Origin of the sequence: Thermus antranikianii DSM 12462, assembly GCF_000423905.1 — a bacterium.
Classification (GTDB): domain Bacteria; phylum Deinococcota; class Deinococci; order Deinococcales; family Thermaceae; genus Thermus; species Thermus antranikianii.
In genome coordinates this window covers 62,892-88,669 of sequence record NZ_AUIW01000006.1, presented here as the reverse complement: position 1 = coordinate 88,669, position 25,778 = coordinate 62,892, and the positions used below count along the sequence as shown (strand labels likewise).

At 64.5% G+C, this 25,778-nt stretch carries 24 protein-coding genes and 2 tRNA genes; 13 read left to right on the top strand and 13 right to left on the bottom strand.

What is annotated here, in order from left to right; all coding sequences use genetic code 11:
- Positions 1-2 precede the first annotated feature (2 nt).
- Positions 3-521 (top strand): TRAP transporter small permease subunit, encoded by a 519-nt coding sequence (locus G584_RS0106940; RefSeq protein ID WP_038050864.1) that lies wholly within the window; start codon positions 3-5, stop codon positions 519-521.
- Complete coding sequence (locus G584_RS0106935) at positions 511-1,824, top strand: TRAP transporter large permease (protein WP_028493971.1); 1,314 nt, start codon at positions 511-513, stop codon at positions 1,822-1,824. Before G584_RS0106940 ends, G584_RS0106935 begins: the two co-directional genes overlap by 11 nt.
- A gap of 28 nt (positions 1,825-1,852) precedes the next feature.
- Here G584_RS0106935 and pdxT read toward each other — a convergent pair whose 3' ends face one another.
- The 7 genes from pdxT to fsa form a co-directional block, all read right to left on the bottom strand.
- Positions 1,853-2,428, bottom strand: coding sequence for a pyridoxal 5'-phosphate synthase glutaminase subunit PdxT (pdxT, locus tag G584_RS0106930; RefSeq protein ID WP_038050851.1), 576 nt, complete (start codon positions 2,426-2,428; stop codon positions 1,853-1,855).
- Positions 2,429-2,463: 35 nt separating this feature from the next.
- Positions 2,464-4,518, bottom strand: coding sequence for a heavy metal translocating P-type ATPase (locus tag G584_RS0106925; protein ID WP_028493969.1), 2,055 nt, complete (start codon positions 4,516-4,518; stop codon positions 2,464-2,466).
- A 31-nt stretch (positions 4,519-4,549) separates the two neighbouring features.
- Entirely contained in the window at positions 4,550-4,909 is a 360-nt protein-coding gene (locus tag G584_RS0106920) for an ArsR/SmtB family transcription factor (RefSeq protein ID WP_028493968.1), read from the bottom strand.
- Positions 4,910-4,929: 20 nt separating this feature from the next.
- On the bottom strand, positions 4,930-5,811 hold the full coding sequence (gene pdxS, locus G584_RS0106915) for a pyridoxal 5'-phosphate synthase lyase subunit PdxS (protein WP_028493967.1): 882 nt from the start codon (positions 5,809-5,811) through the stop codon (positions 4,930-4,932).
- 87 nt (positions 5,812-5,898) lie between these two features.
- Positions 5,899-7,095, bottom strand: a complete 1,197-nt coding sequence (locus tag G584_RS0106910; protein ID WP_038050845.1) for a LysM peptidoglycan-binding domain-containing M23 family metallopeptidase — start codon at positions 7,093-7,095, stop codon at positions 5,899-5,901.
- Positions 7,096-7,219: 124 nt separating this feature from the next.
- On the bottom strand, positions 7,220-8,503 hold the full coding sequence (gene rho, locus G584_RS0106905) for a transcription termination factor Rho (RefSeq protein ID WP_028493965.1): 1,284 nt from the start codon (positions 8,501-8,503) through the stop codon (positions 7,220-7,222).
- Positions 8,500-9,171 (bottom strand): fructose-6-phosphate aldolase, encoded by a 672-nt coding sequence (gene fsa / locus G584_RS0106900; protein ID WP_028493964.1) that lies wholly within the window; start codon positions 9,169-9,171, stop codon positions 8,500-8,502. The genes rho and fsa overlap by 4 nt, the downstream gene beginning before the upstream one ends.
- Positions 9,172-9,581: 410 nt before the next feature.
- On the opposite strand from fsa, the gene ileS reads away from it, so the two are divergent.
- Genes ileS through nfo form a run of 5 tightly spaced genes read left to right on the top strand, consistent with a single transcriptional unit; the run spans position 9,582 to position 15,645 of the window.
- The gene (gene ileS / locus G584_RS0106890; protein WP_028493963.1) at positions 9,582-12,713 is read left to right on the top strand and encodes an isoleucine--tRNA ligase; all 3,132 of its coding nucleotides are present in this window, start codon (positions 9,582-9,584) and stop codon (positions 12,711-12,713) included.
- A 4-nt stretch (positions 12,714-12,717) separates the two neighbouring features.
- Positions 12,718-13,272 carry a Uma2 family endonuclease gene (locus G584_RS0106885; RefSeq protein WP_028493962.1) on the top strand — a complete coding sequence of 185 codons (555 nt, stop codon included), beginning with the start codon at positions 12,718-12,720 and terminating at the stop codon, positions 13,270-13,272.
- 23 nt (positions 13,273-13,295) lie between these two features.
- A complete protein-coding gene (locus tag G584_RS0106880) occupies positions 13,296-14,327 on the top strand; it encodes a M24 family metallopeptidase (protein WP_028493961.1) in 1,032 nt (343 codons plus the stop codon).
- Positions 14,328-14,825, top strand: coding sequence for a septal ring lytic transglycosylase RlpA family protein (locus tag G584_RS0106875; RefSeq protein WP_028493960.1), 498 nt, complete (start codon positions 14,328-14,330; stop codon positions 14,823-14,825). It abuts the gene before it with no gap.
- A 1-nt stretch (position 14,826) separates the two neighbouring features.
- On the top strand, positions 14,827-15,645 hold the full coding sequence (gene nfo / locus G584_RS0106870; protein WP_028493959.1) for an endonuclease IV: 819 nt from the start codon (positions 14,827-14,829) through the stop codon (positions 15,643-15,645).
- Here the strand turns inward: nfo and G584_RS0106865 are convergent.
- From G584_RS0106865 to G584_RS0106850, 4 genes are read right to left on the bottom strand one after another with little or no spacing between them, the layout of a single operon-like run.
- Entirely contained in the window at positions 15,625-15,843 is a 219-nt protein-coding gene (locus tag G584_RS0106865) for a hypothetical protein (RefSeq protein ID WP_019550678.1), read from the bottom strand. The genes nfo and G584_RS0106865 overlap by 21 nt on opposite strands.
- A 9-nt stretch (positions 15,844-15,852) precedes the next feature.
- A complete protein-coding gene (locus G584_RS0106860; protein ID WP_028493958.1) occupies positions 15,853-16,512 on the bottom strand; it encodes a site-2 protease family protein in 660 nt (219 codons plus the stop codon).
- The gene (locus tag G584_RS0106855) at positions 16,509-17,114 is read right to left on the bottom strand and encodes a zinc metalloprotease (RefSeq protein ID WP_028493957.1); all 606 of its coding nucleotides are present in this window, start codon (positions 17,112-17,114) and stop codon (positions 16,509-16,511) included. The genes G584_RS0106860 and G584_RS0106855 overlap by 4 nt, the downstream gene beginning before the upstream one ends.
- Positions 17,089-19,575, bottom strand: a complete 2,487-nt coding sequence (locus tag G584_RS0106850) for a CBS domain-containing protein (RefSeq protein ID WP_028493956.1) — start codon at positions 19,573-19,575, stop codon at positions 17,089-17,091. The genes G584_RS0106855 and G584_RS0106850 overlap by 26 nt, the downstream gene beginning before the upstream one ends.
- A 56-nt stretch (positions 19,576-19,631) precedes the next feature.
- On the opposite strand from G584_RS0106850, the gene G584_RS0106845 reads away from it, so the two are divergent.
- Positions 19,632-19,725, top strand: a tRNA-Ser gene (locus tag G584_RS0106845).
- A gap of 15 nt (positions 19,726-19,740) precedes the next feature.
- Here G584_RS0106845 and G584_RS0106840 read toward each other — a convergent pair.
- Positions 19,741-20,988 (bottom strand): Gfo/Idh/MocA family protein, encoded by a 1,248-nt coding sequence (locus G584_RS0106840; RefSeq protein WP_028493955.1) that lies wholly within the window; start codon positions 20,986-20,988, stop codon positions 19,741-19,743.
- 520 nt (positions 20,989-21,508) lie between these two features.
- On the opposite strand from G584_RS0106840, the gene G584_RS12675 reads away from it, so the two are divergent.
- Positions 21,509-22,675 carry a hypothetical protein gene (locus tag G584_RS12675; protein WP_028493954.1) on the top strand — a complete coding sequence of 389 codons (1,167 nt, stop codon included), beginning with the start codon at positions 21,509-21,511 and terminating at the stop codon, positions 22,673-22,675.
- Positions 22,676-22,803: 128 nt separating this feature from the next.
- Here G584_RS12675 and G584_RS0106830 read toward each other — a convergent pair.
- Positions 22,804-22,878 (bottom strand) — tRNA-Ala (locus tag G584_RS0106830).
- Positions 22,879-23,042: 164 nt separating this feature from the next.
- On the opposite strand from G584_RS0106830, the gene rpsB reads away from it, so the two are divergent.
- The 4 genes from rpsB (at position 23,043) to frr (ending at position 25,766) form a co-directional block, all read left to right on the top strand.
- Positions 23,043-23,831 (top strand): 30S ribosomal protein S2, encoded by a 789-nt coding sequence (gene rpsB, locus G584_RS0106825; protein WP_028493953.1) that lies wholly within the window; start codon positions 23,043-23,045, stop codon positions 23,829-23,831.
- Positions 23,828-24,418 (top strand): translation elongation factor Ts, encoded by a 591-nt coding sequence (tsf, locus tag G584_RS0106820; protein ID WP_028493952.1) that lies wholly within the window; start codon positions 23,828-23,830, stop codon positions 24,416-24,418. The genes rpsB and tsf overlap by 4 nt, the downstream gene beginning before the upstream one ends.
- A 75-nt stretch (positions 24,419-24,493) precedes the next feature.
- Positions 24,494-25,198, top strand: a complete 705-nt coding sequence (gene pyrH, locus G584_RS0106815) for a UMP kinase (protein ID WP_028493951.1) — start codon at positions 24,494-24,496, stop codon at positions 25,196-25,198.
- 10 nt (positions 25,199-25,208) lie between these two features.
- Entirely contained in the window at positions 25,209-25,766 is a 558-nt protein-coding gene (frr, locus tag G584_RS0106810; protein ID WP_028493950.1) for a ribosome recycling factor, read from the top strand.
- Positions 25,767-25,778 lie beyond the last annotated feature (12 nt).

Genomic DNA, 25,778 nt, shown 5'->3' with positions numbered 1-25,778 from the left:
TGATCCAAACCCTGCTGCGCCTCCTCAACCTCATCGACGCCTTAAGCCTGTGGACAGGGCGGTTGGCTGCCTGGCTTACCTTGCTGGCGGTTCTCATCCTTACCGCCGAAGTGGTGCGGCGGTACTTCTTCAACGCCCCCACCCAGTGGGCCCACGAGGTGTCCACGCTTCTCTTTGGCCTCCTGTATGTGCTTGCTGGGGCTTACGCCCTGAAGGAAAAAGCCCACGTGGGTGTGGATGTTTTCTATAGCCGCCTTTCCCGCAAGGGACAGGCCTGGTTCAACCTCCTGGGCTTCGTCTTTTTGACGCTATTTGCTGGCACCCTGGTGGTGTATGGCTGGAAGTTCTTCCTGGCTTCCTGGCAGAACCGGGAGTTTTCCCTGGCCAACCAGGCCATCCCCATATTTCCCTTCAAGCTGGCTATCCCCCTGGGTGCCGCCCTGTTGCTCCTACAGGGTCTAGCTAACGCGATTCGGGACCTTCTCCTGCTTCTAGGAAAGGAGGAAGATCGTGCCCATTGAGACGCTCACCTGGTTGATGTTCGGAAGCCTCTTCCTCCTCCTCTTCACGGGTTATCCCCTGGCCTTTCTGATTGGGGGCGTTGCGGTAACCTTCATCGCCTGGCTGTGGAGCCCAGACGCCCTGGCCCTGGTGCCCCAGCGCATGTGGAACAACATGACCCAGTACCTTCTAGCGGCCATCCCCCTCTTCATTTTCATGGCCTCCATGCTAGAAAAATCTGGGCTCATCGAGGAAATCTTTGACGTCGCCTACAAGTGGCTGGGTCGGGTCCCGGGCGGTCTGGCGGTCGCCACCGTTGCCGCTTCCACCGTTCTCGCCGCCATGGTGGGGGTGATCGGCGCGGCAGTGGTAACCATGGCCTTAGTGGCCCTACCGGCGATGCTCCGCCGGGGGTATAGCCCCGTGCTCGCTGCAGGCACGGTGATGGCGGGGGGCACCCTCGGCATCCTCATCCCTCCCAGTGTCCTCGCCATCATTTACGGCCTGGTGGCCAACCAGTCCGTGGGAGAGCTTTACCTGGGCTCTGTGCTCCCCGGGTTGGTCCTTTCGGGCCTGTACATGCTCTTCTCCGTCGTCTATGCGCTCCTCTATCCCCAGGCTGCCCCCAGGATCCCCAAGGAGGAAATGCCCACCTGGGCGGAGCGCTGGCGAGCCCTAAGGGCCATCTGGGCCCCCCTCCTTCTCATCTTCCTGGTGCTCGGGACGATTTTCCTGGGCCTGGCCGCCCCCACGGAGGCGGCGGCGGTGGGCGCCTTCGGATCCCTGTTGGTGGCCGCCCTACACCGCAAGCTCACCTGGCAAAACCTGCAGCTGGCCTTGGAGCAGACCGCCAAGGCCACCGCCATGGTGCTTTGGATCATCTTCGGGGCCAACGCCTTTGTGGCCTTCTACGTGGCCCAAGGGGGGGATCGCTTCGTCAGCGAGCTCCTTTTAGGAACCGGGCTCTCTCCTTGGGGAATCCTGATTGTGATGCAGATCATCCTTATCATTTTGGGGATGTTTCTGGATTGGGTGGGGATACTCCTCCTGGCCGTTCCCGTCTTCGTACCCATCATCCGGAGCCTAGGGTTTGATCCCTTGTGGTTCGGGGTCCTCTACCTGGTAAACATGCAGATGTCCTTTCTCTCACCCCCCTTTGGGTATGCCCTCTTCTACGTAAGGGGGGTGGCACCCCAGATCCCCATGGGCACCATTTACCGGGCAGCCATCCCCTTTCTCCTCCTCCAGCTCACGGGCCTTATCCTGGTTATGCTCTTCCCAGGGCTCGCTACCTGGTTGCCCAGTCTGGTTTACGGGAAGTAGGCTCCAGGAAATACCTGGAGCCTACTCTTTACACCCCCGCCAGCTCCAGGAAGTACCGGTGGAGCCTAGGATCCTGGGTGAGCTCGGGGTGGAAGGCACTGGCGAGGATCTTGCCCTGGCGCACCAGGACGGGAAGACCATTCAGCTCCGCCAGCACCTCCACTCCTTCCCCGAGCCTACGGAAGACGGGGGCCCTGATGAAGATCCCGTGGAAGGGACCCAAACCCCGAACCTCGAGGTCCTCCTCAAAGCTTTCCACCTGCCTGCCAAAGGCGTTGCGTTCCACCCATGCCTCCAACACCCCCAAACGGGGTTGCTCGGGGTAGCCCACGATCTCCTTGGCCAACCAGATGGCCCCGGCGCAGGTGCCGAAGAGGGCCAGGGAACCCTCTTTCACCCGCCTGCGCACCTCGTCCTCGATCCCGTATTCCCGGGCCAGCTTGCCGATGGTGGTGGACTCCCCGCCAGGCACGATGAGGGCCTTCAGCCCCTCCAGGTGCTCCTTCTTCCGCACCTCCCTTGCCTCTATCCCCAGGCGCTTAAGCGTTTCCTTATGCTCGCGGAAATCCCCTTGTAAAGCTAGGACGCCAACCACGCCCCTCATCCTGGACCCAGGCCCTGGCCCTGTCAAGGGCCAGGCTACACCCGGGCCCGAAGAAGGCGAAGGCTATTCAGGGTCACCAGGACCAAAGCGCCGTTGTCCGCCAAGATCGCCGGCCAAAGCCCGGTCAGGCCCACCAAGGTGGTGAGGAGGAAAAGCCCCTTAAGCCCCACCGCCAAGGCCACGTTCTGGCGGACCACGCCCAGGGTCAGGCGGCTTAGCCGGAAGGCCCGGGGCAAGGCCGCAAGGCTTAGAAGCCCCACATCTGCACTCTGCAGGGCAGCCTCCGTGCCCTCAGCCACGGCAAGCCCCACCGTGGCCCTGGCCAGGGCTGGGGCGTCGTTCACCCCGTCCCCCACCATGGCCACGCCACCCCCCTTTTCCATCTCCTCCACCAGGCGGAGCTTGTCCACGGGAGAAAGGCCAGCCCGGATTTCCTCAGGAAAAAGCCCTATGGCCGTGCCCAAAGCCAAAGCAGAGGTTTCCCGATCCCCGGTGAGCAAGAGGGGCCTAAGGCCCAGTCGGCGCAGTTCGGCCAAGGCTTCCCGGGCCTCGAGGCGGGGGGTATCCTGGAAGGCCAAGAGGGCCAAGGGAACCCCCTCCCTAACCAAGAGGGAAAGGCTGAAGCCTTCCTCCGTCAAGGCCTTCACCTGGGCCTCTACTTCCGGGGGCAGGTCCCAGGCCTCGGGCCGCACCAAACCCACCTCCTTCCCCTCCACCCGAGCGAAGGCCCCGAGGCCCGGCACCGCCCGATGCTCCTCCGAGGGCAAGGCCTTGGGGCCCAAAGCCTCCCGCACCGCCCGGGCTAAGGGGTGGGAGGAACCCTCCGCCACCCCCTTCGCCAGGGCCAAGGCCTCCTCCGCCGAAACCCCAAAGGTAACCACCCGCACCAGCGTGGGCTTTCCCAGGGTCAGGGTTCCCGTCTTGTCCAAAGCCACGTAGCGAACCCCAGCCAAGCGCTCCAGGGCCGCCCCGCTCTTAAAGAGCACCCCCGCCCTGGCTCCCCGGGCCACCCCTGCGGCGATGGCCGCAGGCACCGACACCACCAGAGCGCAGGGACAGGCGATGAGGAGAAGGGCCAAGGCCTTGTAGACATGCCCCAGGAAATCCCCCTGGAAAAGGGGAAGGACCAGGCCCACGAAGCCTGCCAGGGCCAGGACCGCCGGGGTGTAGCGGCGGCTAAAGGCATCCACCACCCGCTCCGCCTGGCTCTTCTTAAGCAAGGCCCCCTCCGCCAGGCGTTCCATCTCCGCCAGGAAGCCCTCCTCGGGAAGGCGCTCCACCTTTACCACCAAGCTCCCCTCCTGCACCAGACTGCCCCCGTAAACCCGGTCCCCTATCCCCTTGGGCCTAGGCAAGGGCTCCCCGGTGAAGGCGGCCTCCTCCACGGAAGCCTGTCCAGACACCACCACCCCGTCGGCCGGTACCCGCTCCCCCGGGGGCACCCTCACCAGGTCCCCCACCCTCAAGGCCTTAAGGGGCACCTCCTCCACCCCACCCTCCTTCAGGCGGTAGGCCCGCCTGGGAAGAAGCTCGGAAAGGGCGTAAAGGGACCTGCGGGCCTGGGCCACGCTATAAGCCTCCAGCACCTCCCCCACCAGGAAGAGGAAGACCACCACCGCCGCCTCGGCCTCCGCCCCGATGACCAAGGCCCCAAGGGTGGCCAGCGTGACCAGACTCTGCATGCTAAAGGGGTTTTGCCGGAACGCAGCCACCGCACGACGAGCCAGGGGGAAAACCCCTATCAAGGCCGCCAGCCGATAACCCCAAGGGGCTAGGCCGGGGAGGAAGAGCGAAGCCAAAAAGGCCGCCAGGAGAAGCCCTCCGGAAGCCAAGGCCCAGCGCCAGGGTCCCAAAACACCCCTGGTCGTGTCCCCTTCAGGCTTCAAACGGTAGCCCAGGGCGGAAACCACCCTTTCCGCCTCCTTCTCCGCCCCGGGAACCTCGAGGTGCAGATACGCCTTACCGCTGGCAAAGCTGACCTGGGCCTGCACCACTCCAGGCACCTCGGAAAGGGCTTTCTCCACCTTTAAGGCGCAGTCGGCGCAGTCCAAACCCTCCACCCGGAACACGCGAACCCTGTGAGCCTCCATGCCCCCAGGGTAGCATCACTTGAGCAGATATTCAAGTGTTCTCTAATGCGTGCTCCAGGGCTCCCTCCAGCAGCCTCTCCACGTGGTGGTCCGCCAGGCGGTAATAGACCTGCTTCCCCTCCCGGCGAAAGGCCACCAGCCGGGCCTCGCGTAGAAGCCTGAGCTGGTGGCTCACCGCGGAAACCGAAACCCCAGCGAGGAGGGCTAGATCGCACACGCAAAGCTCCCCCGCCGTCTTCAAAGCCAGAAGAAGGCGCATCCGGGTAGGGTCGGCCAAAGCCTTAAGGAGGAGGGCGGCTTTCCCCAGCACCGCCTCCTCGGGCAAGGCCGCGCGGGCTTTCTCCACCCGCTCGGGGTGGATCTCGTAAACCCCACAGACCGCCCGCGCCATGGCCTTACCCTAGGCTTCCCTTACCAGCCTCGCTTGGCTAGGCGTTCCTCCTCCCTAAGCTGGTCCAGGTTGATGCCCACCATGGGCTCGCCCAGGTCCTCGGAAACCTCGGCCAGCACCTCGGGATCGTTGTAGTGGGCCACCGCCCGCACGATGGCCCGGGCCCGCTTCTTGGGGTCACCGGACTTGAAGATGCCGCTTCCCACGAAGACCCCATCCATCCCCAGGTGCATCATCAAGGCGGCATCGGCCGGGGTGGCGATGCCCCCGGCAGCGAAGTTCACCACGGGAAGGCGGCCGTGGTGGTGGACCCACCTCACCAGCTCCAAGGGGGCCCCGATCTCCTTGGCGTAGGCCACGAGCTCGTCCTCCCGGAGGGACTGGACGTAGCGGATCTGCTTCCACATGGTGCGGGCGTGGCGGACCGCCTCCACCACGTTGCCCGTGCCCGCCTCCCCCTTGGTGCGGATCATGGCCGCTCCTTCGGCGATGCGCCTTAGGGCCTCCCCCAGGTCCCGAGCCCCATTAACGAAGGGCACCTTGAACTTCCATTTGTCGATGTGGTGCTCCTCGTCGGCAGGGGTGAGGACCTCGGACTCGTCGATAAAGTCCACCCCGATGGCCTCGAGGATCATGGCCTCCACAAAGTGGCCGATCCGCACCTTGGCCATCACGGGAATGGACACCGCCGCCATGATCTCTTTGATGACCTTGGGGTCGGACATGCGGGCCACGCCCCCCTGGGCCCGGATGTCGGCGGGAACCCTTTCCAAAGCCATCACCGCCACCGCCCCCGCCTCCTCGGCGATCACCGCCTGCTCGGGGGTGGTCACGTCCATGATCACCCCGCCCTTGAACATCTCGGCAAAGCCGGTCTTGATTTGGAAGGTACCCTTCTCCATCCCGTCCTCCATCCTCCAGCTTACCGCCCGGCGGGTCAAGCCAAAAGAAGCCGGGGGCCCAAGAGCCCCCAGGGCGCTAAGGCCCACCTAAGGCAGATAGGCCAAGGGGTTGCGGGCCACCCCCCCCACCCGCACCTCAAAGTGCAGGTGGGGCCCGGTGGACCAGCCGGTGGAACCCACGTACCCGATCACCTGCCCGGCTTCCACCCACTGCCCCGCCCGCACGGCAACGCGGGACATGTGCGCGTAAAGGGTTTGTACACCGCCCCCGTGGTCCAACACCACGTGGAAACCGTAACCCACCGAGCTCCAGCCCGCCACCTCCACCTGGCCCGCCTTGGCCGCCACGATGGGGGTGCCGTAAGGAGCAGCCAGGTCGATCCCCGTGTGGAAGCGCTGGAAGGCTCCCCGCTGACCGAAGTAGGTGGTGATGCGAAAGTCGGAAAGGGGCCAACGCATGGCCCCTTCCTGGTAGCTCACCCGCCGCACCTGGGGCTGCTGGGCCTGGGCCCGCCGCGCTTCCCGGGCGCGCTGCTGGGCCAAAGCCTGCTGCCTCCTGCGCTCCTCCGCCAGGCGCCTTAGCTCCTCCTGGCGACGCCGCTCCGCCTCGAGGCGGGCCTGGCGCTCCGCTTCCTGTTTAGCCAGAAGGCGCTGGTACGTGGTTTTGGCCTGAATGCCGGGCAGGAGGACCAGGTCCCCTGGCTTCAAGTCCAAGGGATCCTTGACCCCGTTGGCCCGGGCCACCGCCACCGGGGAGAGGCCGAAACGGGCCGCCAGGTCCACCAAGGTCTCCCCCTCGGGCAAGACCACCAACAAGCCCTTGGTCCTTTTAGGAATGTAAAGGATACTCCCCGCCACCAAGCGGTCCAGGCTTTCTAAGGAAGGGTTGGCAGAAACCAGGTCCAGGACGCTTATACCATAACGGCTCGCCACTCCCTGCAGGGTATCCCCAGGGCGCACGCGGTACACCTCCACCCCCGGGGGTACCCGGGGAGAGCGGTCCTCCACAGCCACCAAGGGGATAAGAAGCCTTTGCCCCACCTGCAAGCGGTCGCTTTGCAGGTTGCTGGACCACATGATGTGCCGGGGATCTACCCCGTAACGAGCGGCAATCCCCAGCAGGGTATCCCCGGGCTTCACCTCGTAGATCACCCACCCCTTTCTGGCCGCCTGGCCCACCTCCACCGTGTTCTCGGGAAGGGGAAGGGGGCTAAGAATAGGGAGCTTGGCGAAGGCCAAAGAGGAAACCAATAGACATAAATTTCCCCACCATATTCCCCGCAACGCTCACCTCCCAACAAAACCCCGCCCAAACCTCGCGGGGATTATACCAGGGACAAGCGGGAAAAGCGCAAGGGGCAAAAAGCCTTGGGAGGCGGAAAACCCGCCTCCCAAGGGAGAATCCCGTCTAACGGGCAGCCAAGGAAGCCAGAAACTCCTTGTTGTTCTTGGTGCGCCCCAAGCGGGCAAGGAGCATCTCCATGGCCTCCGCCGGGTCCATATCCGCCAGGACCTTGCGCAGAAGCCACATCTTGTGCACCACCTCCTCGCCCAAGAGGAGCTCCTCCCGACGGGTCCCGGACTTCAGGATGTCTATGGCCGGGAAGATGCGGCGCTCCTCGAGGCGGCGGGAAAGGTGGAGCTCCATGTTCCCTGTACCCTTGAACTCCTCAAAGATCACGTCATCCATGCGGCTTCCCGTCTCCACCAAGGCGGTGGCCAGGATGGTAAGGCTACCCCCACCCCGGATGTTGCGGGCCGCTCCCAGGAAGCGCTTGGGGAAGTAGAGGGCGGCGGAGTCCAAACCGCCAGACAGGGTACGGCCCGTGGGCGGGGTCACCAGGTTGTTGGCCCGGGCCAAGCGGGTGATGGAGTCCAGGAGGATCATCACGTGCCCCCCTTCCTCCACGATGCGCTTAGCCCTCTCGTGCACGAACTCCGCCACCCGGATGTGGTTTTGGGGAGGCTCGTCAAAGGTGCTGGCGATGACCTCGGCTCCCTGGACGCTTTCCCGGAAGTCCGTGACCTCCTCAGGGCGCTCGTCTATGAGCAAAACGATCACCTTGATGTCGGGTTCATTCTTCAGGACCGCATTGGCGATCTTCTTGAGGAGGGTGGTCTTGCCCGCCTTGGGCGGGGCCACGATGAGCCCCCGCTGCCCCCGGCCGATGGGGGCTAGCAGGTCGATCACCCGGGTGGAAAGCTCATCAGGGGTGGTCTCCAGCTTGATCTGCCGGTCGGGAAACTGGGGGATGAGCTCGTCAAAGCGGGGCCGGTTCTTGGCGGCCTCGGGATCCAGGTCGTTCACCGCCTCCACCTTGAGGAGGGTGCCGTAGCGCTCGTTTTCCCGGGGCGGCCGCGCCCGGCCCACGATGTAGTCCCCGCTCCTTAAGGCATACTGCCGGATGAGCCCTGCAGAGACGATGGCCACCCTGGACTCCAGGTTGTACAGGCTCTCGGTGATGAAGCCATACCCATCCGGGCTGATCTCCAGGTAACCCTTGACCAGCTGCAGGCCCTCCCCTTGGGTCTGCCGTTCTAGGAGGGCCATGATGAGCTGGTCCTTCTTCATGCGCTTGTAGTTCTCAATCCCTGCCTCCTGGGCCAGCAAGTGGAGCTCCGGAAGGATTTTGGCCGAAAGCTCCTGGTAGGTGAGGGGTGCTTCTTGTTGGGTATCCGCTTTTCTCCTCATGGCTTGACCTTCTCCCAGTCCTCCATAAAGCGTTTCAGGCCTAGGTCCGTCAGCGGATGCTTAAGAAGCTGCTTGAACACCGCATAGGGCATGGTGGCGATGTCCGCCCCCAAAAGGGCAGCCTCGGTCACATGGCGGGGGTGGCGGATGGAGGCGGCGATGACCTTGACCGGCAGGTTCTGGACCTGGATTACTTCCACGATCTCCCGCAAAAGCTCTCCCCCATCCCAGGAAATATCGTCCACCCGACCCAGAAAGGGGGAAACATAGGCCGCCCCCGCCCGGGCCGCCAGAAGGGCCTGGTTAGTGGAAAAGATTAAGGTCATGTTTACCTTTACGCCTTCGGCGGAAAGGCGCCTGCAGGCCTTCAAACCCTCCTCGGTGGTGGGCAGTTTGACCACGATGTTGGGGTGGATACCGGCAAGCCGCCGGCCCTCCTCCACCATGGCCTCTGCCTCCAATGCGGTCACCTCCGCCGACACAGGCCCCCTTACCACCTCGCATATGGTCCGTAGGTGAGTGAACAAAACCTCCTCGGTAAGCCTCGCTCCTCGGCCCGCATATTCCTTAGCCACCAAAGTGGGGTTGGTGGTAACCCCGGAGAGCACCCCCCAGGCAGCGATCTCCCGTATCTCCTCCAAGTTGGCGGTATCCAGGTAAAGCTCCATGAGCACTCCTTTTGTCGGGAAGTGGACCGGCTTAGCTCGATTCTAGCAGACCCAGCCAGGACGTTGTCAAGAAAGGGGAAGGGCTGCTAGCATGGGCTTAGCCGCCAATGGGGGATTTTACCCCAGGGGGCACGAGCTGTAAAGGCGAGGATGGGGAGAGTACCCCTTTCCGATAGCCGCAAGCGAGCCGGGGAGGGTGGAAGCCCGGTGGTGAGGAAAGGCGGGAAGATCACCCCGGAGCCGCGGGAGGAAAGGGGCTAAGAGCCTCGAGTAATGCCCGCCGGGTGCGCCCGTGATCGCGCGGAAATGAGGGCCTGGAGGCTATCTCCAGGAAGCGCGGTGGTACCGCGGAAGCCTTTGCGCTTTCGTCCGCGCCCAAATGGCGCGGGCGTTTCTTTAGGGAGGAGCGTATGTTCAAGGAGGTCGGTGAACCCAACTTTCCCAGGCTGGAAGAGGAGGTTCTGGAGTTTTGGAAGCGGGAGAGGATTTTTGAGAAGAGCGTGGAAAACCGTAAAGGGAGGCCCCGTTACACCGTCTACGAGGGACCCCCCACCGCCAACGGTATGCCCCACGTGGGCCATGCGCAAGCCCGAAGCTACAAGGACCTTTTCCCTCGCTACAAGACCATGCGAGGCTTCTACGTGCCCCGCCGGGCCGGCTGGGACACCCACGGCCTCCCGGTAGAACTGGAGGTGGAGAAGAAGCTGGGGCTAAAGAGCAAACGGGAGATCGAAGCCTACGGCATCGAGCGCTTCAACCAGGCCTGCCGGGAGTCGGTTTTTACGTACGAGAAGGAGTGGGAAGCCTTCACCGAACGCATCGCCTACTGGGTGGATCTCAAAAACGCCTACGCCACCCTGGATCCCACCTATGTGGAAAGCATCTGGTGGAGCCTGAAGAACCTCTTCGACCGGGGGCTTCTCTACCGGGACCACAAGGTGGTGCCCTACTGCCCTCGCTGTGGCACGCCTCTTTCCTCCCACGAGCTCTCCCTGGGGTACAAGGAGATCACCGATCCCTCGGTCTACGTGCGCCTTCCCCTCAAGGAACCGGGAAGAGTGGGCCTGGAAAAGGCCAGCCTCCTCATCTGGACCACCACCCCCTGGACCCTGCCCGGGAACGTGGCCGCGGCGGTGCACCCCGAGTACACCTATGGGGCCTTTGCCGTGGGGGAGGAGGCGGTGATCCTCGAGGAGACCCTGGGCCGCAGGCTCCTCGGCGAGGAAACCCCCATTCTAAGGACCTTTTCCGGGAAGGAACTGGAGGGCCTGGCCTACGACCCCCCCTACCCCCAGGCCCTGGAGAAGGGGTACTTCGTGGTCCTGGCCGAGTACGTGAGCCGGGAGGACGGCACGGGCATCGTCCACCAGGCCCCCGCCTTCGGGGCCGAGGACCTGGACACGGCCAGGGCCTACGGTCTTCCCCTCCTCAAGACGGTGGACGAGGACGGGAGACTCCTGGTGGAGCCCTTTAAGGGCCTCTTCTTCCGCGAGGCCAACCGGACCATCCTGAAAGACCTCCGCTCCCGGGGGCTTCTTTTCAAGGAGGAAAGCTACCTCCACAGCTACCCCCACTGCTGGCGGTGCTCCACTCCCCTCATGTACTACGCCACGGAAACCTGGTTCATCAAAAACACCCTCTTCAAAGAGGAACTCATCCGCAAAAACCAGGAGATCAACTGGGTCCCGCCCCACATCAAGGAGGGACGTTACGGGGAGTGGCTCCGGAACCTGGTGGACTGGGCCCTAAGCCGCAACCGCTACTGGGGCACGCCCCTTCCCATCTGGGTCTGCGGCTCTTGCGGAAAGGAAGAGGCCATCGGCAGCTTCCAGGAGCTGAAGGAAAGGGCCATTCAACCCCTTCCCGAGCCTTTTGATCCTCATCGTCCCTACGTGGACGAGGTGGAACTCCGGTGCACCTGCGGGGGCACCATGCGCCGGGTTCCCTACGTGATCGACGTCTGGTACGACTCCGGAGCCATGCCCTTTGCCTCCTTGCACTACCCCTTCGAGAACGGGGAGGAGTTTAAGGAGGCCTTCCCCGCGGACTTCATCGCGGAAGGCATCGACCAGACCCGGGGCTGGTTCAACTCCCTACACCAGCTTGGGGTGATGCTCTTCGGCTCCATCGCCTTCAAAAACGTCATCTGCCATGGCCTCATCCTGGACGAAAAGGGCCAGAAGATGAGCAAGTCCAAGGGGAACGTGGTGGACCCCTGGGACATCATCCGGGAGTTTGGCGCGGATGCCCTCAGGTGGTACATCTACATCTCCGCTCCCCCGGAGGCGGACCGCCGCTTCGGGCCCAACCTGGTGCGGGAGACGGTGCGGGACTACTTCCTCACCCTCTGGAACGTGTATAGCTTCTTCGTCACCTACGCCAACCTGGACCGGCCGGACCTTAAGAACCCGCCTCCCGTGGAGAAGCGGCCCGAGCTGGACCGCTGGCTTCTTGCCCGGCTCCAGGATCTGATTCAAAGGGTGACGGAGGCCCTCGAGGCCTATGACCCCACCTCGAGCAGCCGGGCCCTGCGGGACTTCGTGGTGGAGGACCTCTCCCAGTGGTACGTGCGCCGGGGCCGCAGGCGCTACTGGAAAAACGAGGATCCCCTGGACCGGGAGTCCGCCTACGCCACCTTGTACCAGGCCCTGGTCACCATCAGCCAGCTCTCCGCCCCCTTCACCCCCTTCCTGGCCGAGGTGCTTTGGCAGAACCTGGTGCGCTCGGTAAACCCCGAGGCCCCCCTTTCCGTGCACCTTTCCGACTGGCCCGAGGTGGATCCCCGCCTGGTGGACGAGGAGCTGGTGGCCAAGATGCGGGCGGTGCTCAAGGTGGTGGACCTGGCCCGCTCCGCCCGGGCTAGAAGCGGGATCAAGACCCGCATCCCCCTTCCCCTTCTCCTCATCACCGCTCCCACCGCCCTCGAGCGGGAGGGCCTGAGGCACTTCGCCTCCGAGATCGCCGAGGAGCTCAATGTGAAGGAAGTGCGGGTCTTGGAACCAGGGGAAGAGGTGCTCCGCTACCGGGTCCTGCCCAACCTGAAGCTCCTCGGCAAGAAGTACGGCAAGCTTCTTCCCAGGATCCGCGAGGCCCTGGAAAAGGAGGCCTCGAGGGTGGCTGGCCTGGTCCTGAAGGGGGAGAGGGTGCCCCTGCGTTTGGAGGACCAGGAGGTGGTCCTGGAGCCAGAGGAAGTGCTCCTCGAGGCCCAGGCCCCCGAGGGGTACCAGGCCCTGGAAAAGGAGGGGTACGTGGCCGCCCTGGAGGTGCGGGTCACGGAGGAGCTGAGGCTTGAGGGCCTGGCCCGGGACCTGATCCGCCACCTGCAACAGACCCGCAAGGAGATGGGCCTCAAGGTTTCCGACCGCATCCGGGTGGGCTACGAGGCGGAAGGCGCCTACCTGGAAGCCCTGAAACGGCACGGCAGCTGGATCGCCGAGGAGGTCCTGGCCTTAGAGTTTGCTGAAGGCCTCTTCCCCGGCCACACCACCCTCCTGGAGGACGAGGAAGGCCGGGTGCGCTTCAGCTTGGCCAAGCTAGAATAGAGCCATGGGCCAGCCCGCCCGAAAGGCCCTCAGCCTCGAGGCCTACCTCCAGCTGGAGGAGAAAAGCCCCATCCGCCATCACCTGGTGGAGGGAACCCTTTGGGCCATGGCGGGGGCAGGGCGGGCCCATAACCAGATCCTGACCCGGCTTCTCCTAAAGGTGGGCCCCAAAGCCTTGGAGGAAGGATGTGAGACCTATGCGGTGGACCGCAGGCTGAAGGTTTCGGAGGATACCGTCTTCTACCCCGACCTCATGGTGGTGTGTACCCCTTCCCCTTCCCTATACGAGGAAGCCCCCTGCCTCTTGGTGGAAATTCTCTCGGAAAGCACGGAGGACCTGGACCGGGGGAAAAAGCTGTGGCACTACCTCCGGCTGCCCTCGCTCCGGGCGTACCTCCTGGTGGATAGCCGCCGGGTAAGCCTCGAGGCCTACCTGCGGGAGGGAAACCAGTGGACCTACCTCCGCCTGGGGCCGGGGGAGAAGCTTCCTCTCCCCTGCCCCACCCTGGAGTTGGCCGTGGACGACCTCTACCGGGGCGTGAACCTAGAAGAGGGTTAACGGGTGGTATAGTAGGCCCCGTGCTGGATCCGAAGACCCTCCTCGAGCCCCTAGGGCTGGACGCCCTTTACGTGACCCGTCCCGAGAACGTGCGCTACCTATCGGGCTTTCCTCACCCCGAAGACGCCCAGGTCCTCGTTACCCACGAAGGAGCCTTCCTCCTCACGGATCCCCGCTACCCCGAGGCGGAGCAGGAAAGCCGCATCCCCGCCAGGGTGCTGAAGCGGGAGGAAAAAGAGGAGGTCTTCAAGGGCTTGAAGGGCCGGGTGGGCTTTGAGGCGGAACACCTCCCCTACGCCGCCCTGGAACGCCTGCGGGAGCTTGCCCCCGCGGAGTGGGTGCCCACCAAGGGGGTTATCGAGCGGCTCCGGCTCAAAAAGACACCGGAGGAAGTGGAAAGGATCCGCAAGGCCCAGGCCCTGGCGGAGGAAGCCCTGGCCCACGCCCTTACCCTGCTCAAGCCAGGGGTTTTGGAACGGGATGTCGCCTTGGAAATAGAGTTCTTCCTGAAACGGCGGGGGGCCGAGGTGGCCTTCCCCCCCATCGTGGCCTCGGGGGTGCGGGGAGCCTTGCCCCACGCCAGGGCCTCGGAAAAAGCCCTCGAGGCGGGAGAGCTCGTTACCCTGGACCTGGGGGCCAGGGTGGAGGGGTACCATTCGGACATGACCCGCACCGTGGCCTTGGGAAGGGTGGACGGGGAACTCAAGCGGGCCTTTGAGGCCACCCTGGCCGCCTTGGAACGGGTTCTAGAAGTTCTGGGCCCAGGGAAGAGCACCAAGGAGGTGGACGCCCTGGCCCGGGAGGAGCTTAAGCGCTTTGACCTGGACCGCTACTTCGTCCACTCCCTGGGGCACGGGGTGGGGCTCGCGGTGCACGAGGGGCCGGGGCTTTCCCCCTACACGGAGGAAACCCTCGAGGCGGGCATGGTGGTCACCGTGGAACCCGGGGTCTACCTGCCGGGTATAGGCGGGGTGCGGATTGAGGAGCTCGTCCTCATCCGGGACACAGGGATTGAGCTCCTCTCCCGCTTCCCCCGGGGCTGGCAGGAGGTTTAGGTGCGCGCCCTTATTCTAGCCCTCCTCCTCTCCAGCGCCCTGGCCCAGACCTACACGGTAAAGAAGGGGGATACCCTCTTCCGCATCGCCAAAGCCCACGGTATGAGCGTGAGGGAACTGAAGGAGCTCAACGGCCTCACCTCGGACCTGATCCATCCCGGCCAGGTCCTGAGGCTTACGGGAAAGGAGCCCCTAGCCAAAACCCGCTTCCTCCAGGAGGGGCTTGCGGTCTGGTACGGCCCCGGCTTCCACGGCAGGCGTACGGCCAGCGGGGAACGCTACGACATGTACGCCCTCACCGCCGCCCATCCCTCCCTGCCCTTCGGCACCCGGGTGCGGGTCACCAACCTGAAAAACGGCAAAAGCGTGGTGGTGCGCATCAACGACCGGGGGCCCTTTGGGGGAAGGTACATCATCGACCTCTCCTACGCCGCTGCCAAGGCCATTGGAGCCCTTTCCGCTACCCGGGTACGGGTGGAGGTTGTGAAGGAGGAGTAGCATGGTGCGCTACGGCTTCCACCTCTCCATCGCCGGAAAAAAGGGGGTGGCCGGGGCCGTGGAGGAAGCCCAGGCCCTGGGCCTTTCCGCCTTCCAGATCTTCGCCAAAAGCCCGAGAAGCTGGAAAACCCGAGCCCTCTCCCCAAGCGAGGTGGAGACGTTTCGCGCCCTGCGGGAGATGGCCGGGGAGCCTCCCGGGGTTATCCATGCCTCCTACCTGGTAAACCTGGGAGCGGAAGGGGAGCTTTGGGAAAAGAGCGTGATGAGCCTGGCGGACGACCTGGAGAAAGCCCGCCTACTGGGCCTGGAGTACGTGGTGGTCCATCCGGGCTCTGGAGACCCCAAGCGGGTCAAGGAAGGCCTCCTGAAGGCCCTGCACCTGGCCGGGGTCAGGGAGCGCCCCACCCTCCTGGTGGAGAACACCGCCGGCGGCGGGGAAAAGGTGGGGGCTCGCTTTGAGGAGTTGGCCTGGCTCATAGAGGACACGCCCTTGGGGGTCTGCCTGGACACCTGCCACGCCTATGCCGCCGGGTACGACGTGAAAGGGGATCCAAAGGGAGTTTTGAGCGAGCTTAACCGCCTCGTGGGGCTCGAGCGGGTACCTGTGGTCCACCTGAACGACTCCGTGGGGGGCTTGGCTAGCCGCATCGACCACCACGCCCACCTCCTCCAGGGCCAGATCGGGGAAGGGCTTAAGGGCGTGCTCCTCGACCCCCGGCTAAGGGAGCGGGTCTTCATCTTGGAAACCCCAAGGAGCCCGGAGGAGGACGCCTGGAACCTGAGGATCCTGCGCACTTGGCTAGAGGAAGCCTCCCCCTAGGAAAAGGCGCAAGGCGGAAACCACCATCAGCAGAAGCCCGAGCTTAAAGGCCCGCTCCTCTCCCGAAAGCAGGCCGAGCCCTGCGGCCAGAAGGGCCAGGGGCAGGACCACCCAGTTGAGCCAGCCCAAAAGGGGCAGGAGGGCAGGGAGGAGGAGCAGGAGGGCCACCACGGCCAGCACCAGGCTTAGGGTGCGCATGGCCCCAGTCTAGCCGAAGAAAAAGCCAAAGAACATCCGCCGGGCCAAGCGCAACACCTCCTGGATAGGCCCCCGCAACACGGTAAGGATCAGAAGAAAGGAAAGCCAGGCGTACTGCTCCAACCGCCACAAAAGGGGTTGCCAGGAAAGGGGAAGAAGGCTCTGCAGGATCTTGGAACCATCCAAGGGGGGGATGGGCAGGAGGTTAAAGACCGCCAGGACCAGGTTAATGGAACTGGCGAAAAAGGCCGCCAGGGCCAGCAGGCCAAGCCCAGTCTGCCCCTCCCCCCGCAGGGTCATCACCACTCCCACGGGATCCAGGGCAAATAGCCCCCGAACCAGGAGGGCAAAGAGCACGGCCAAAACCAGGTTGACGACGATCCCGGCAATGGAAACCCCGAAAAGCCCCAGGCGGTAGTGGCGGAAGGCCGGGGGGTAGATGGGCACGGGTTTGGCCCAGCCGAAGCCCACCAGGAGGAGAAGCGCCGTTCCCAGGGGATCCAGGTGCCGTAAGGGGTTAAGGGTAAGCCTCCCTTGGCGCTTGGCGGTGGCGTCCCCGAAGAGGTAGGCCGCGTAGGCGTGGCCCAGCTCGTGAAGGACCAGGCTGAACACCAAGATGGCAAAGGTTAAAAGAAAGGCCAGGGGATCCCGCTGCAAAAGGGCGATCATAGCCCGATGACCCGGTATAACGTGGCCAAGAAACCCGCAAGCCCTTGGACCACCGCCCCGGTAACCCCGGTATAGGAGAGAACCAGAAAGATCAGGATGAAACCCAGGGGTCCGTAGGCCGCAAGCTGCTCCAGAAAGCGCCGGGCCTCATACCCGCCCACGGCATAGAGGGCCTTGGCCCCATCCAAGGGAGGCACGGGGAAAAGGTAGATGGCGGCGTGAAGGAGCATGAGCCTTTGGGCCAGCAAAAGCCCTTCGCCGAAGGGATAGGGCAGAAAGCGGGCGAGAAGGCCATAGAGGAAGGCCGCCACAAAAAACCCCAAAGGCCCCATGAGGGCCACCATGGCCCCCTTCCTCCCGGGAAGGTTCGTGGGCACGAACCGGGGCCAGCCGAAGCCCAGAAGGACCAAGAGGACCAGGCCCAAGGGCTCCAGGTGGGCCCGGAGGTCCAGGGAAAGAAAACCGTAACGCCGGGGGGCCGTCTCCCCATACCGGTCCGCCAGGTAGGCTTGGAACAGGTTGTGGACCACCAGGCCAAAAACAGCAAAGGCGAAGGCCACCAGGAAGACCGGGGGGTCATTGAGGTACGGAAAAAGACCCATCGCCTATCAGTCTACGGGCTAAGGCCAGTTCCTCCTCGAAGGTCCTTACCTCCCCCCGGGCCCGCGCCTCAGCCACCTGGCGCAGGATCTCCCCCACCCTGGGACCCGGCTTCAGGCCCAGCTGCAAGAGATCCCGCCCCATGAGGACCCGTCTTTTTTCCGTAAGCCAGCCCTCCTTCTCAGGGAATAGGGCCAGAAAAACACTGCGCAAGGGCTCCTTCCCCAAAGCCTCCTTGTCCACCTCTTCCCAGGAGCCTTTGAGAAGCAGGGCCAAAGCCTCCTGCAACCGCTTGGGAAGCCCCAGGGCCAAGGCCTTTTCCAGGGGGTTTTCCTGGAAGTAGAGGAGAAGGAGAAGGCGGGCTTCCATCCTCGCCCGCCCAGGCGGGAACCCCTCCTCTTCCAGAGGCTCCCACCTAAGCCGTACAAAGGGGTCCCTGGGTGGAAGCTTTAGCCCGTAGAGGGGACCCAAAGCCCCAAGCTCCTCCAAAAGGGAAAGGGCCTCGAGGAAGGTGTCCTCCTCCAGGGTCAAGAAGAGCTCGTCGCGCAGGCGGCTCTTGCTGGCACCCTTGAGCACCTCGGGAAGGAGGGCTGGGGGCAAGGCCTTTAAGGCCTCCTCGGAAAAACGGAAGGCCAACCGGGCGGCCAGGCGCGCCCCCCGGACGATGCGGCTCGGGTCCTCCACGAAGGAAAGGGGATGAAGGGGACGGAGGAGGCGGTTCCTTAGATCCTCGAGGCCCCCATAGGGATCCAAAAGCTCTAAGGTGGCCAAGGACAGGGCCATGGCGTTCACCGTGTAATCCCGCCTCTCCAGGTCCTTGGCGATAGGGGCCGGACGCACCTGGGGTAAGGCGCCGGGATAGGGGTAGACCTCCTCCCGGCTTTCCGCCAGGTCCACGGTAAGGCCAAAACTCACGCGCACCCGGGCGGTGCCGAAGGCATAGTGGAGGCCAAAGCTGCCCCCGAAGCGCTCCACCAAAAAGCGGGCCACCTCCCCCACCCTGACCCCCGGTTCCAGAACCAGGTCCAGGTCGGGGCCCGACCGGTCCAAAAGGGCATCCCGCACCGCCCCCCCCACCAGGTAGATCCCTTGCGGAAACACCTCCCTAAGGGCCAGGACCACTCGCCTGGCCCCTTCCGGCAAGGCCTCCAGGATCCGCTCCCCCAGAGGCTTCTCCAAAGCGGGCCTCTTGCGGTAGAGGTCGGTACGGGTGAAGATCCCAAGAAGCTTAACACCCTCCCCCAACCTCTCCCCCACCAGAACCCTCCCCCCTCCCGCCTTCAGGTGGGGCTCCACCTCGGAGAGAGGGGTCTCCGGAGGCAGGACAAGGGCCCGGGCCAAAAAGCCCTCCACGGGATGCTCCGCCAGGCCGAGCCTTTCCGCCTTCCTGAGGTCCCTTCGCCGGGCCAGGCCCAAGACCCGCACCCTTCCTCCCTCCAGGGGCTCCACCACCGGCATGGCCCCGTACCCCCGCTCCTCTAGAACCCGCAGGGCTTCCCGCACGGTGGTGGGACGCAGGGTTTCCACGGGCGAGGTCATGACCTCGGCTAGGGTGGGCTCGGGCTCCAGGTACCGGGGAAGGCTTTCCAGAAGGCGCCGCACCGCATTGCGTACCCCCCGCACCCGGGCAAAGGCTGCCCGGGGGTGCCCCCCACCTCCCACCTGGGAAAGCCAGCGGCCCACATCCAACCGCTCTCGGCTCCGGGCGATGAGGAGGACCTCCCGGGCAAGCCGAAGCACCAGCAACACCCCATGGGCCTCGTGCAGGTCCAAAAGAGCATGGGCGAGGGGAGCCAAGGCCGGCACATAGCCCTCCTCCTGAGCCCGGGCGAGGAGGAGCCGGAACCCCTGCCGTTCCACCACCTTGGCGGTGCGGATAAGGCTCTTCAGGACCTCCCGGGCCTCCTCCCCCAACTGGGGCCGCACCCACTCCCGCACCCGGGGGATCTCCGCCCCTTGCTGGGCTAAAAAGTAAGCGGCCTCGAGGTCCTGGGGCGTGGTGGAGGGAAAGCTGAACCCCCCGGTATCCTCCCAGATCCCCGCATAGGCCAAGGTGGCCTCCAAGGGCGTGAGGGTCAGGCCCCGCTCCCGGATCAGGGGAACCAGGAGGCTCACCGTGGCCCCTACCTGGGCCACCCTCCCCCCCACCGCGGGCACATCCCCCGGTGCCCGGGGGTGGTGGTCGAAGACCAAAAAGGGCACCCGCCCCACTAGGGCCTTAAAGGGACCGATGCGCTCAGGCCGGGCGTTGTCCACCAGGACCACCTCGGTCACCTTTTCCACAGGAATCTCTGCAGCCGGGACCAGATCCAGACGATCCTCCAAAAGGGGGGCGATCTCCTTCAAGGGCCCCTCGAGGCCCCCAATCAAGGCCAGAACGCTTCCCGGAAAGAGCCTTCCCGCCAGGACCATGGAACCCAGGGCGTCAAAGTCCAGGTTCTCGTGGGCCACCACCACCCGCACACCTTCAGCTTACTTGACGATAAAAACGGGCCTTGTTAAACTCAGGCTTGGCACTTGGAGAGGTGCCCGAGTGGCTGAAGGGACACGACTGGAAATCGTGTAGGCGGGCTTAAACCTGCCTCGCGGGTTCGAATCCCGCCCTCTCCGCCAAAGATCCCCTGCCCTTCAGGGCAGGGGATTGTCTACTTGAACCACCCTCCCCTCCCTCCTGGCCTCCTCCGCTAAGAAGGTGAGCCGGTGGGCCTGCACCGCCTCGGAGAAAGGCTCCACAAGGCTTTCGTCCTCCTGGGTTAGGGCCTCCAGGAAGGCCCGCACCAAACCCAGGTCTCCGCCCCCGTGCCCGCTTCGGATGGAGCCCTCCCGTTCCGTCTCCAGGTCAAAGACCCTCTCCCCCTCCCCGAACCGGTAGAGCCTCAGGTACCTCCCGTCCCCAAAGAGCTCCCCCCGGGTGCCGAAGATCCGGGTCTTGCGAAACCGCATCCGGCTTAGGCCTTCCACGTGCAAGCTGGCCGTGCGCCCATCCCGGTATTCCAGCATCACCACCTGGTGGTCCGCCACGTCGTTCTTCCCCAGGTACACGCACTCCCCATAGGGGCCTTCCGCCAGGGCCTTTACCAGGTTCTCCCAGGTCACCGGGTAGGCCACCACGTCCAGGGGCCAGCCCCTCTCCCCCTTCTCGTAGGCTTCCAGGTAGATGCGCCTGGCGGAGAAGGGGCAGTTCCTCTCCACCTCCTCCGGGCATTCCAGGCATCGGGAGGCCGCCTTGGGAGGTCGGTTCTCCGGGCGGAAATGGAAGAGCCCCCCGAAGGAGGCTACCCGCCTCACCTCCCCCGGCATCACGAAAAGCAGCCAGTCCAGGTCGTGCACGCTCTTGGCCAGGAGAAAGGGGCTGGACTCCTCTTCCCTTCGCCAGTTTCCCCGCACGAAGCTATGGGCGTAGTGCCAGTGGCCCACGGGTTCCAGGTGCTGGACCGACACCACCTCCCCCACGGCCCCTTCCCTTAAGAGCCCCTTCAGGGCCCGGGCGTAAGGGGTGTAGCGGAGCACGTGGGCCACGGCCACCAGGCGTCCGGTGCGTTCCTTGGCCTGGGCCACCCGTTCCACCTCGGCCCAGGTGGGGGCGATGGGTTTCTCCAGGAGGAGGTGGTAGCCCTTCTCCATCAGGGCCACCGCCGCCTCAGCGTGGAGCCGGTCGGGCAGGGCGATGACCGCCGCCTCCCCCAGAAGGGGAGCCTCCAGAACCTCCCGCCAGTCGGCAAAGGTCCGCTCCACGGAGAAGGCTTCCCGGAAGGCCTGGAGGCGTTCGGGGCGGGGGTCCGCCACCCCGGCGATGCGGGCGCCCAGGGCGTGGGCGTGGTGGGCATAGGCCATGCCGCGGTTGCCCGCTCCCAGGAACACCAGGCTAGGGGCCATGGCTCCATCCTGCCATGGCCTACCTTCGCTGGGAAAGGCGGAAGGGACGATACCTGAAGCCCCATGAACCGCCCCTCCTGGCCTCGCCCTCCGCCAGAACCCGGCGCCGCCCCACACGCCGTACTCCCTCTTCACCTCTCGGAACGGTCCATGGCCCCGGTTAGCAGGACTTCGCCCTTCTTCCGGGCGTGGCCCGACCCGTAGCCACCACCTCCCCCAGGCCCAGGGTCTACCTGTACCGGAACATGGTCCAGGCTAAGGTAGCCCTCGTGGGAAAAACGTAACTCCCGGGTAGGGGAAGGTAACCAGGTTAACCCTTCCGGTGCGTTACCTTCCCCCTGGTATCCTAGGGGTGAAGCCGAAGGGAGGGATGAAGTGTTCCAAGGATGGGCAGGAGCCAGGCTTTGGGGTTTGGCTTCACAGGAGGTAGGATTTGGCAACCGGTGGCGTACCCCGTCGAAGGGGGCATTATCTGGTTAGAAGGCTTCTCCGCAAACTTGTAAACCCAATTTCCTCCTTGATCCGCAAGATCCCACTGCTACCTGAAGCCTTGGGCGACCTGGGAGCCGCCCTGGGCTTCAGCGCCTTGGCCCTCGAGGTGGCCCGCACGGGGGAAGCCCTTTGGGTCGGGCTCTTCGCCGTCATGGGCTACCTGACCCTGGGACCCCTCCTTCTTCTGAGCCCCTGGGTCGACCGGGCCCACCCCGCCCGGGCTCTCCTTCTCCTCCGCCTCCTCCGGGGGCTCCTCTGGCTTCCCTTCCCCTTTCTCCCCCGGGAAGCGGCCCTCCTCGTCCTCCTGGCCTATCCCCTCATGGTAGCCACCGACTTGGCCGTGGTGGCTTGGGACACCCTTCTCCTGAGGGTGGACAGGGGAGGACTTCTAGGAAACACGGGCCGGCTCTACGCCGCCTGGAACCTGGGCGGGCTCCTAGGAAGCCTGCTGGGTCCCCCCTTGCTCCTCCTCCACCCTGCCCTCCCCTACCTTGCAGCGGCCGGTGCCCTCCTTCTCTCCCTGGGCCTCCTCTTGCCTTGGCTTCAAGGACTTAGCCCCTCTGGAAGCGGCAGGCGGGAAACGGGAATCCCTCTCGGGAAGGCCTTGGCCCTTGTGGCGGGCCACCGCCCCCTTCGCCCCTACCTCCTCCTCTCCCTGCTCTTCGCCTTGGCTCACGCCCTGGCCACCGCTCTTTTGGGCCTCCTGGTCCTCCGGGCAGGGACCCCGGAAGGACTTTTCGGCCTCTTCTTCGCCCTCCAGGACCTGGGCTACACCCTGGGGAGCTACGGAGCAGGACGCGTGCCGCAGATTGTGGCCCTCCTGGGAGGACCCCTTCTAGCTGGCTTCGGCCTTCTCCTGATTCTCCTCCCCTTCCCCCTTCTGCTCCTCGGGGGAGCAGCCTATGGTCTGGCCACGGGAGGCCTCAGCGCCCACCTCCGGGCCCTCCGGGGCTGGCTCCTCCCCCAAGAGGGCCAGGCCCCAGGCCTGGCCGCCCTTCGGGTCCTGCTTTACGGCACCGGCACCCTGGGAGGAGGCTTGGCCGGAGTCCTGGGCCGAGGCGACCCCACCCTACCCCTACGGCTTGGCCTCCTGGGCTTCCTGGCCTTCCTCCTCTTCCTACCGGGACCCTTAAACCCGGGGCGGCTTCGGGCCCTTGCCCGCTACCGAGAGGAGGCGCCGGGGACAGAGAAGTGAAACAGGCTTCCCCTTCCTCGTAAGCGCGCTCCCCAGAGGAGCATGGCTACGGTTCTACCCCGCCCCATAAACCGTATAACGAACCCCCCGGCCAAGCTACCGGGGGGTAAAGCTTTGTGTCCTAGACTTGGTGGAGCGGAGGGGATTTGAACCCCTGACCTCCCGCTTGCAAGGCGGGTGCTCTCCCTCTGAGCTACCGCCCCAAGCCTAGGGGAGTATAGCCCAAAAGGGGGGGTTACGCAAAGCCCCTTTTCCCCCTATAATCGGGAAGGTGTGCCGGGCCAGCCCGTAGGCAGGGGAAGGTCCTGCGGGAACGAGGACGGCACACAGGAAACGCCAAGCCCAACCTTCCCCGAATGGGAGGAATATGCCTGTAAACATCACCATCAAGGAGCTTCTTGAGGCAGGGGTTCACTTCGGCCACGAGCGCAAGCGCTGGAACCCCAAGTTCAGCCGCTATATCTACGCGGAGCGCAACGGCATCCACATCATCGACCTGCAGAAGACCATGGTGGAGCTGGAGCGCACCTTCCGCTTCCTCGAGGACCTGGCCATGCGGGGAGGCACCATCCTCTTCGTGGGCACCAAGAAGCAGGCCCAGGACATCATCCGCATGGAAGCGGAGCGGGCCGGGATGCCCTATGTGAACCAGCGCTGGCTGGGTGGGATGCTCACCAACTTCAAGACCATTTCCCAGCGGGTAAACCGCCTAGAGGAGCTGGAGAACCTCTTTGCCTCCCCGGAGATCCAGGACCGGCCCAAGAAGGAGCAGGTGCGCTTGAAGCACGAGCTGGACCGGCTCCACAAGTACCTTTCGGGCTTCCGCCGTCTGAAGCGCCTTCCTGACGCCGTTTTCGTGGTGGACCCCACCAAGGAAGCCATCGCCGTGCGGGAGGCCCGTAAGCTCTTCATCCCCGTGGTGGCCCTGGCGGACACCGACTCCGATCCCGAGCTGGTGGACTACATCATCCCTGGCAACGACGACGCCATCCGCTCCATCCAGCTCATCGTCTCCCGGGCCGTGGACCTTATCATCCAGGCCCGGGGCGGGGTGGTGGAACCCTCCCCCTCCTACGCCCTGGTGGAGGAGGCCGAAAAGGCGGAAGCCCGGGTCCAGGAGGAACCCGACTTCGGCGAGGACGAGGTGGAAGCATGAGCCAGCTCGAACTCATCAAGAAGCTGCGCGAGGCCACGGGGGCCGGCATGATGGAGGTGAAGAAGGCCCTCGAGGACGCCGGCTGGAACGAGGAGAGGGCTGTCCAGCTCCTCCGGGAGCGGGGGGCCATGAAGGCGGCCAAGAAGGCGGAGCGAGAGGCTCGGGAAGGAATCATCGGCCACTACATCCACCACAACCAGCGGATAGGGGTCCTGGTGGAGCTTAACTGCGAAACCGACTTCGTAGCCCGGAACGAGATCTTCCAGAACCTGGCCCGGGATCTGGCCATGCACATCGCCATGATGAACCCCCGTTATATCTCCGCCGAGGAGGTCCCCGCCGAGGAGCTGGAGCGGGAGCGACAGATCTACATCCAAGCTGCCCTTAACGAGGGTAAACCCGCCCAGATCGCGGAGAGGATCGCCGAGGGGCGCCTGAAAAAGTACCTGGAGGAGGTAGCCCTTCTGGAACAGCCCTTCGTCAAGGACGACAAGATCCGGGTGAAGGAACTCATCCAGGAGGCCATCGCCAAAACCGGGGAGAACATCGTGGTACGGCGCTTCTGCCGCTTTGAGCTGGGGGCATAGGCCATGGGGGAAACCGGGGCCCTTACCCAAAGGGCCCCCGGTTTTGTTAAATCTGGTTGTGGGACCAGATAGGCCATGAAGTACAAAAGGGTTCTCCTTAAACTGTCCGGCGAGTTTCTGACCGCAAATGGCTTCGGTATCGAACCCGAAGCCACCAGAGCCCTAGCCAGGGAAATCAAAGCCGCCTACGAAACGGGGGTACAGCTGGCCATCGTGATTGGAGCAGGGAACCTCTGGCGGGGGGCAAGGCAGGGCGTGGGTATGGACCGGGCCACCGCCGACTATATCGGCATGCTGGCCACCATCATGAACGCCTTAGCCCTGCAAGACGCCCTGGAGTCCCTGGGGATCCCCACCCGGGTCCAGACCGCCCTCACCATCACCCAGGTGGCCGAACCCTACATCCGCAGGCGGGCCCTGCGCCACCTGGAGAAGGAACGCATCGTCATCTTCGGCGGAGGAACGGGCAACCCCTTCTTCTCCACGGATACCGCCGCCGCCCTAAGGGCCCTGGAGGTGGGGGCCGAGGTGGTTCTCATGGCCAAGAACAAGGTGGACGGGGTTTATTCCGATGACCCCCGGAAGAATCCCAACGCGGTGCGCTTTGACGAGCTCACCTACCTGGAGGTCTTGAACCGGGGCCTGCAGGTCATGGACACCACCGCCATCACCCTGTGCATGGAAGCGGGGCTTCCCATCGTGGTCTTTGATATCTTCAAACCCGGCGCCTTGGTGGGTATTATCCAGGGGGAAAAGGTGGGTACCCTGATCCACGCCTGAAGGAGGTGCCATGAGCCTGAAGGAGCTTTACGCGGAAACAAGGGCGCATATGCAAAAGAGCCTCGAGGCCCTGGAGCACAACCTGGCGGGCCTTCGTACCGGGCGGGCCAACCCCGCCCTTCTCCTCCACCTCAAGGTGGAGTACTACGGCACCCATGTGCCCCTGAACCAGATCGCCACCGTAACCGCCCCCGACGCCAAGACCCTGGTGGTGCAGTCCTGGGACCAAAACGCCCTAAAGGCCATAGAAAAGGCCATCCGCGACTCGGACCTGGGCCTAAACCCCACCAACAAGGGGGACGCCCTGTACATCAACATACCCCCCCTCACCGAGGAACGGCGCAAGGAGCTGGTGAAAACCGCCCGCCACTATGCCGAGGAAGGCCGGATTGCCATCCGCAACGTCCGGCGCGAGGCCTTGGAAAAACTCAAGAAACTCTCCAAGGAACTTCACCTCTCGGAGGACGATACCAAGCGGGCGGAGGCCGAAATCCAGAAGATTACCGACGAGTTCATCGCCAAGGCTGACGAACTCTTGGAGAAGAAGGAGCAGGAAATCCTAGGCTAGGAAGCCCCTTAG

What these genes read in the sequence shown, in the direction of transcription:
- G584_RS0106855 (WP_028493957.1), bottom strand. Translation starts at nt 17,114, where the DNA reads ATGGGTCTTTTTCCGTACCTCAATGACCCCCCGGTCTTCCTGGTGGCC.
- pdxS (WP_028493967.1), bottom strand. Translation starts at nt 5,811, where the DNA reads ATGGAGAAGGGTACCTTCCAAATCAAGACCGGCTTTGCCGAGATGTTC.
- G584_RS0106860 (WP_028493958.1), bottom strand. Translation starts at nt 16,512, where the DNA reads ATGATCGCCCTTTTGCAGCGGGATCCCCTGGCCTTTCTTTTAACCTTT.
- ileS (WP_028493963.1), top strand. Translation starts at nt 9,582, where the DNA reads ATGTTCAAGGAGGTCGGTGAACCCAACTTTCCCAGGCTGGAAGAGGAG.
- G584_RS0106840 (WP_028493955.1), bottom strand. Translation starts at nt 20,988, where the DNA reads ATGGCCCCTAGCCTGGTGTTCCTGGGAGCGGGCAACCGCGGCATGGCC.
- G584_RS0106925 (WP_028493969.1), bottom strand. Translation starts at nt 4,518, where the DNA reads ATGGAGGCTCACAGGGTTCGCGTGTTCCGGGTGGAGGGTTTGGACTGC.
- pdxT (WP_038050851.1), bottom strand. Translation starts at nt 2,428, where the DNA reads ATGAGGGGCGTGGTTGGCGTCCTAGCTTTACAAGGGGATTTCCGCGAG.
- rho (WP_028493965.1), bottom strand. Translation starts at nt 8,503, where the DNA reads ATGAGGAGAAAAGCGGATACCCAACAAGAAGCACCCCTCACCTACCAG.
- rpsB (WP_028493953.1), top strand. Translation starts at nt 23,043, where the DNA reads ATGCCTGTAAACATCACCATCAAGGAGCTTCTTGAGGCAGGGGTTCAC.
- frr (WP_028493950.1), top strand. Translation starts at nt 25,209, where the DNA reads ATGAGCCTGAAGGAGCTTTACGCGGAAACAAGGGCGCATATGCAAAAG.
- G584_RS0106920 (WP_028493968.1), bottom strand. Translation starts at nt 4,909, where the DNA reads ATGGCGCGGGCGGTCTGTGGGGTTTACGAGATCCACCCCGAGCGGGTG.
- G584_RS0106885 (WP_028493962.1), top strand. Translation starts at nt 12,718, where the DNA reads ATGGGCCAGCCCGCCCGAAAGGCCCTCAGCCTCGAGGCCTACCTCCAG.
- pyrH (WP_028493951.1), top strand. Translation starts at nt 24,494, where the DNA reads ATGAAGTACAAAAGGGTTCTCCTTAAACTGTCCGGCGAGTTTCTGACC.
- fsa (WP_028493964.1), bottom strand. Translation starts at nt 9,171, where the DNA reads ATGGAGCTTTACCTGGATACCGCCAACTTGGAGGAGATACGGGAGATC.
- G584_RS0106865 (WP_019550678.1), bottom strand. Translation starts at nt 15,843, where the DNA reads ATGCGCACCCTAAGCCTGGTGCTGGCCGTGGTGGCCCTCCTGCTCCTC.
- nfo (WP_028493959.1), top strand. Translation starts at nt 14,827, where the DNA reads ATGGTGCGCTACGGCTTCCACCTCTCCATCGCCGGAAAAAAGGGGGTG.
- tsf (WP_028493952.1), top strand. Translation starts at nt 23,828, where the DNA reads ATGAGCCAGCTCGAACTCATCAAGAAGCTGCGCGAGGCCACGGGGGCC.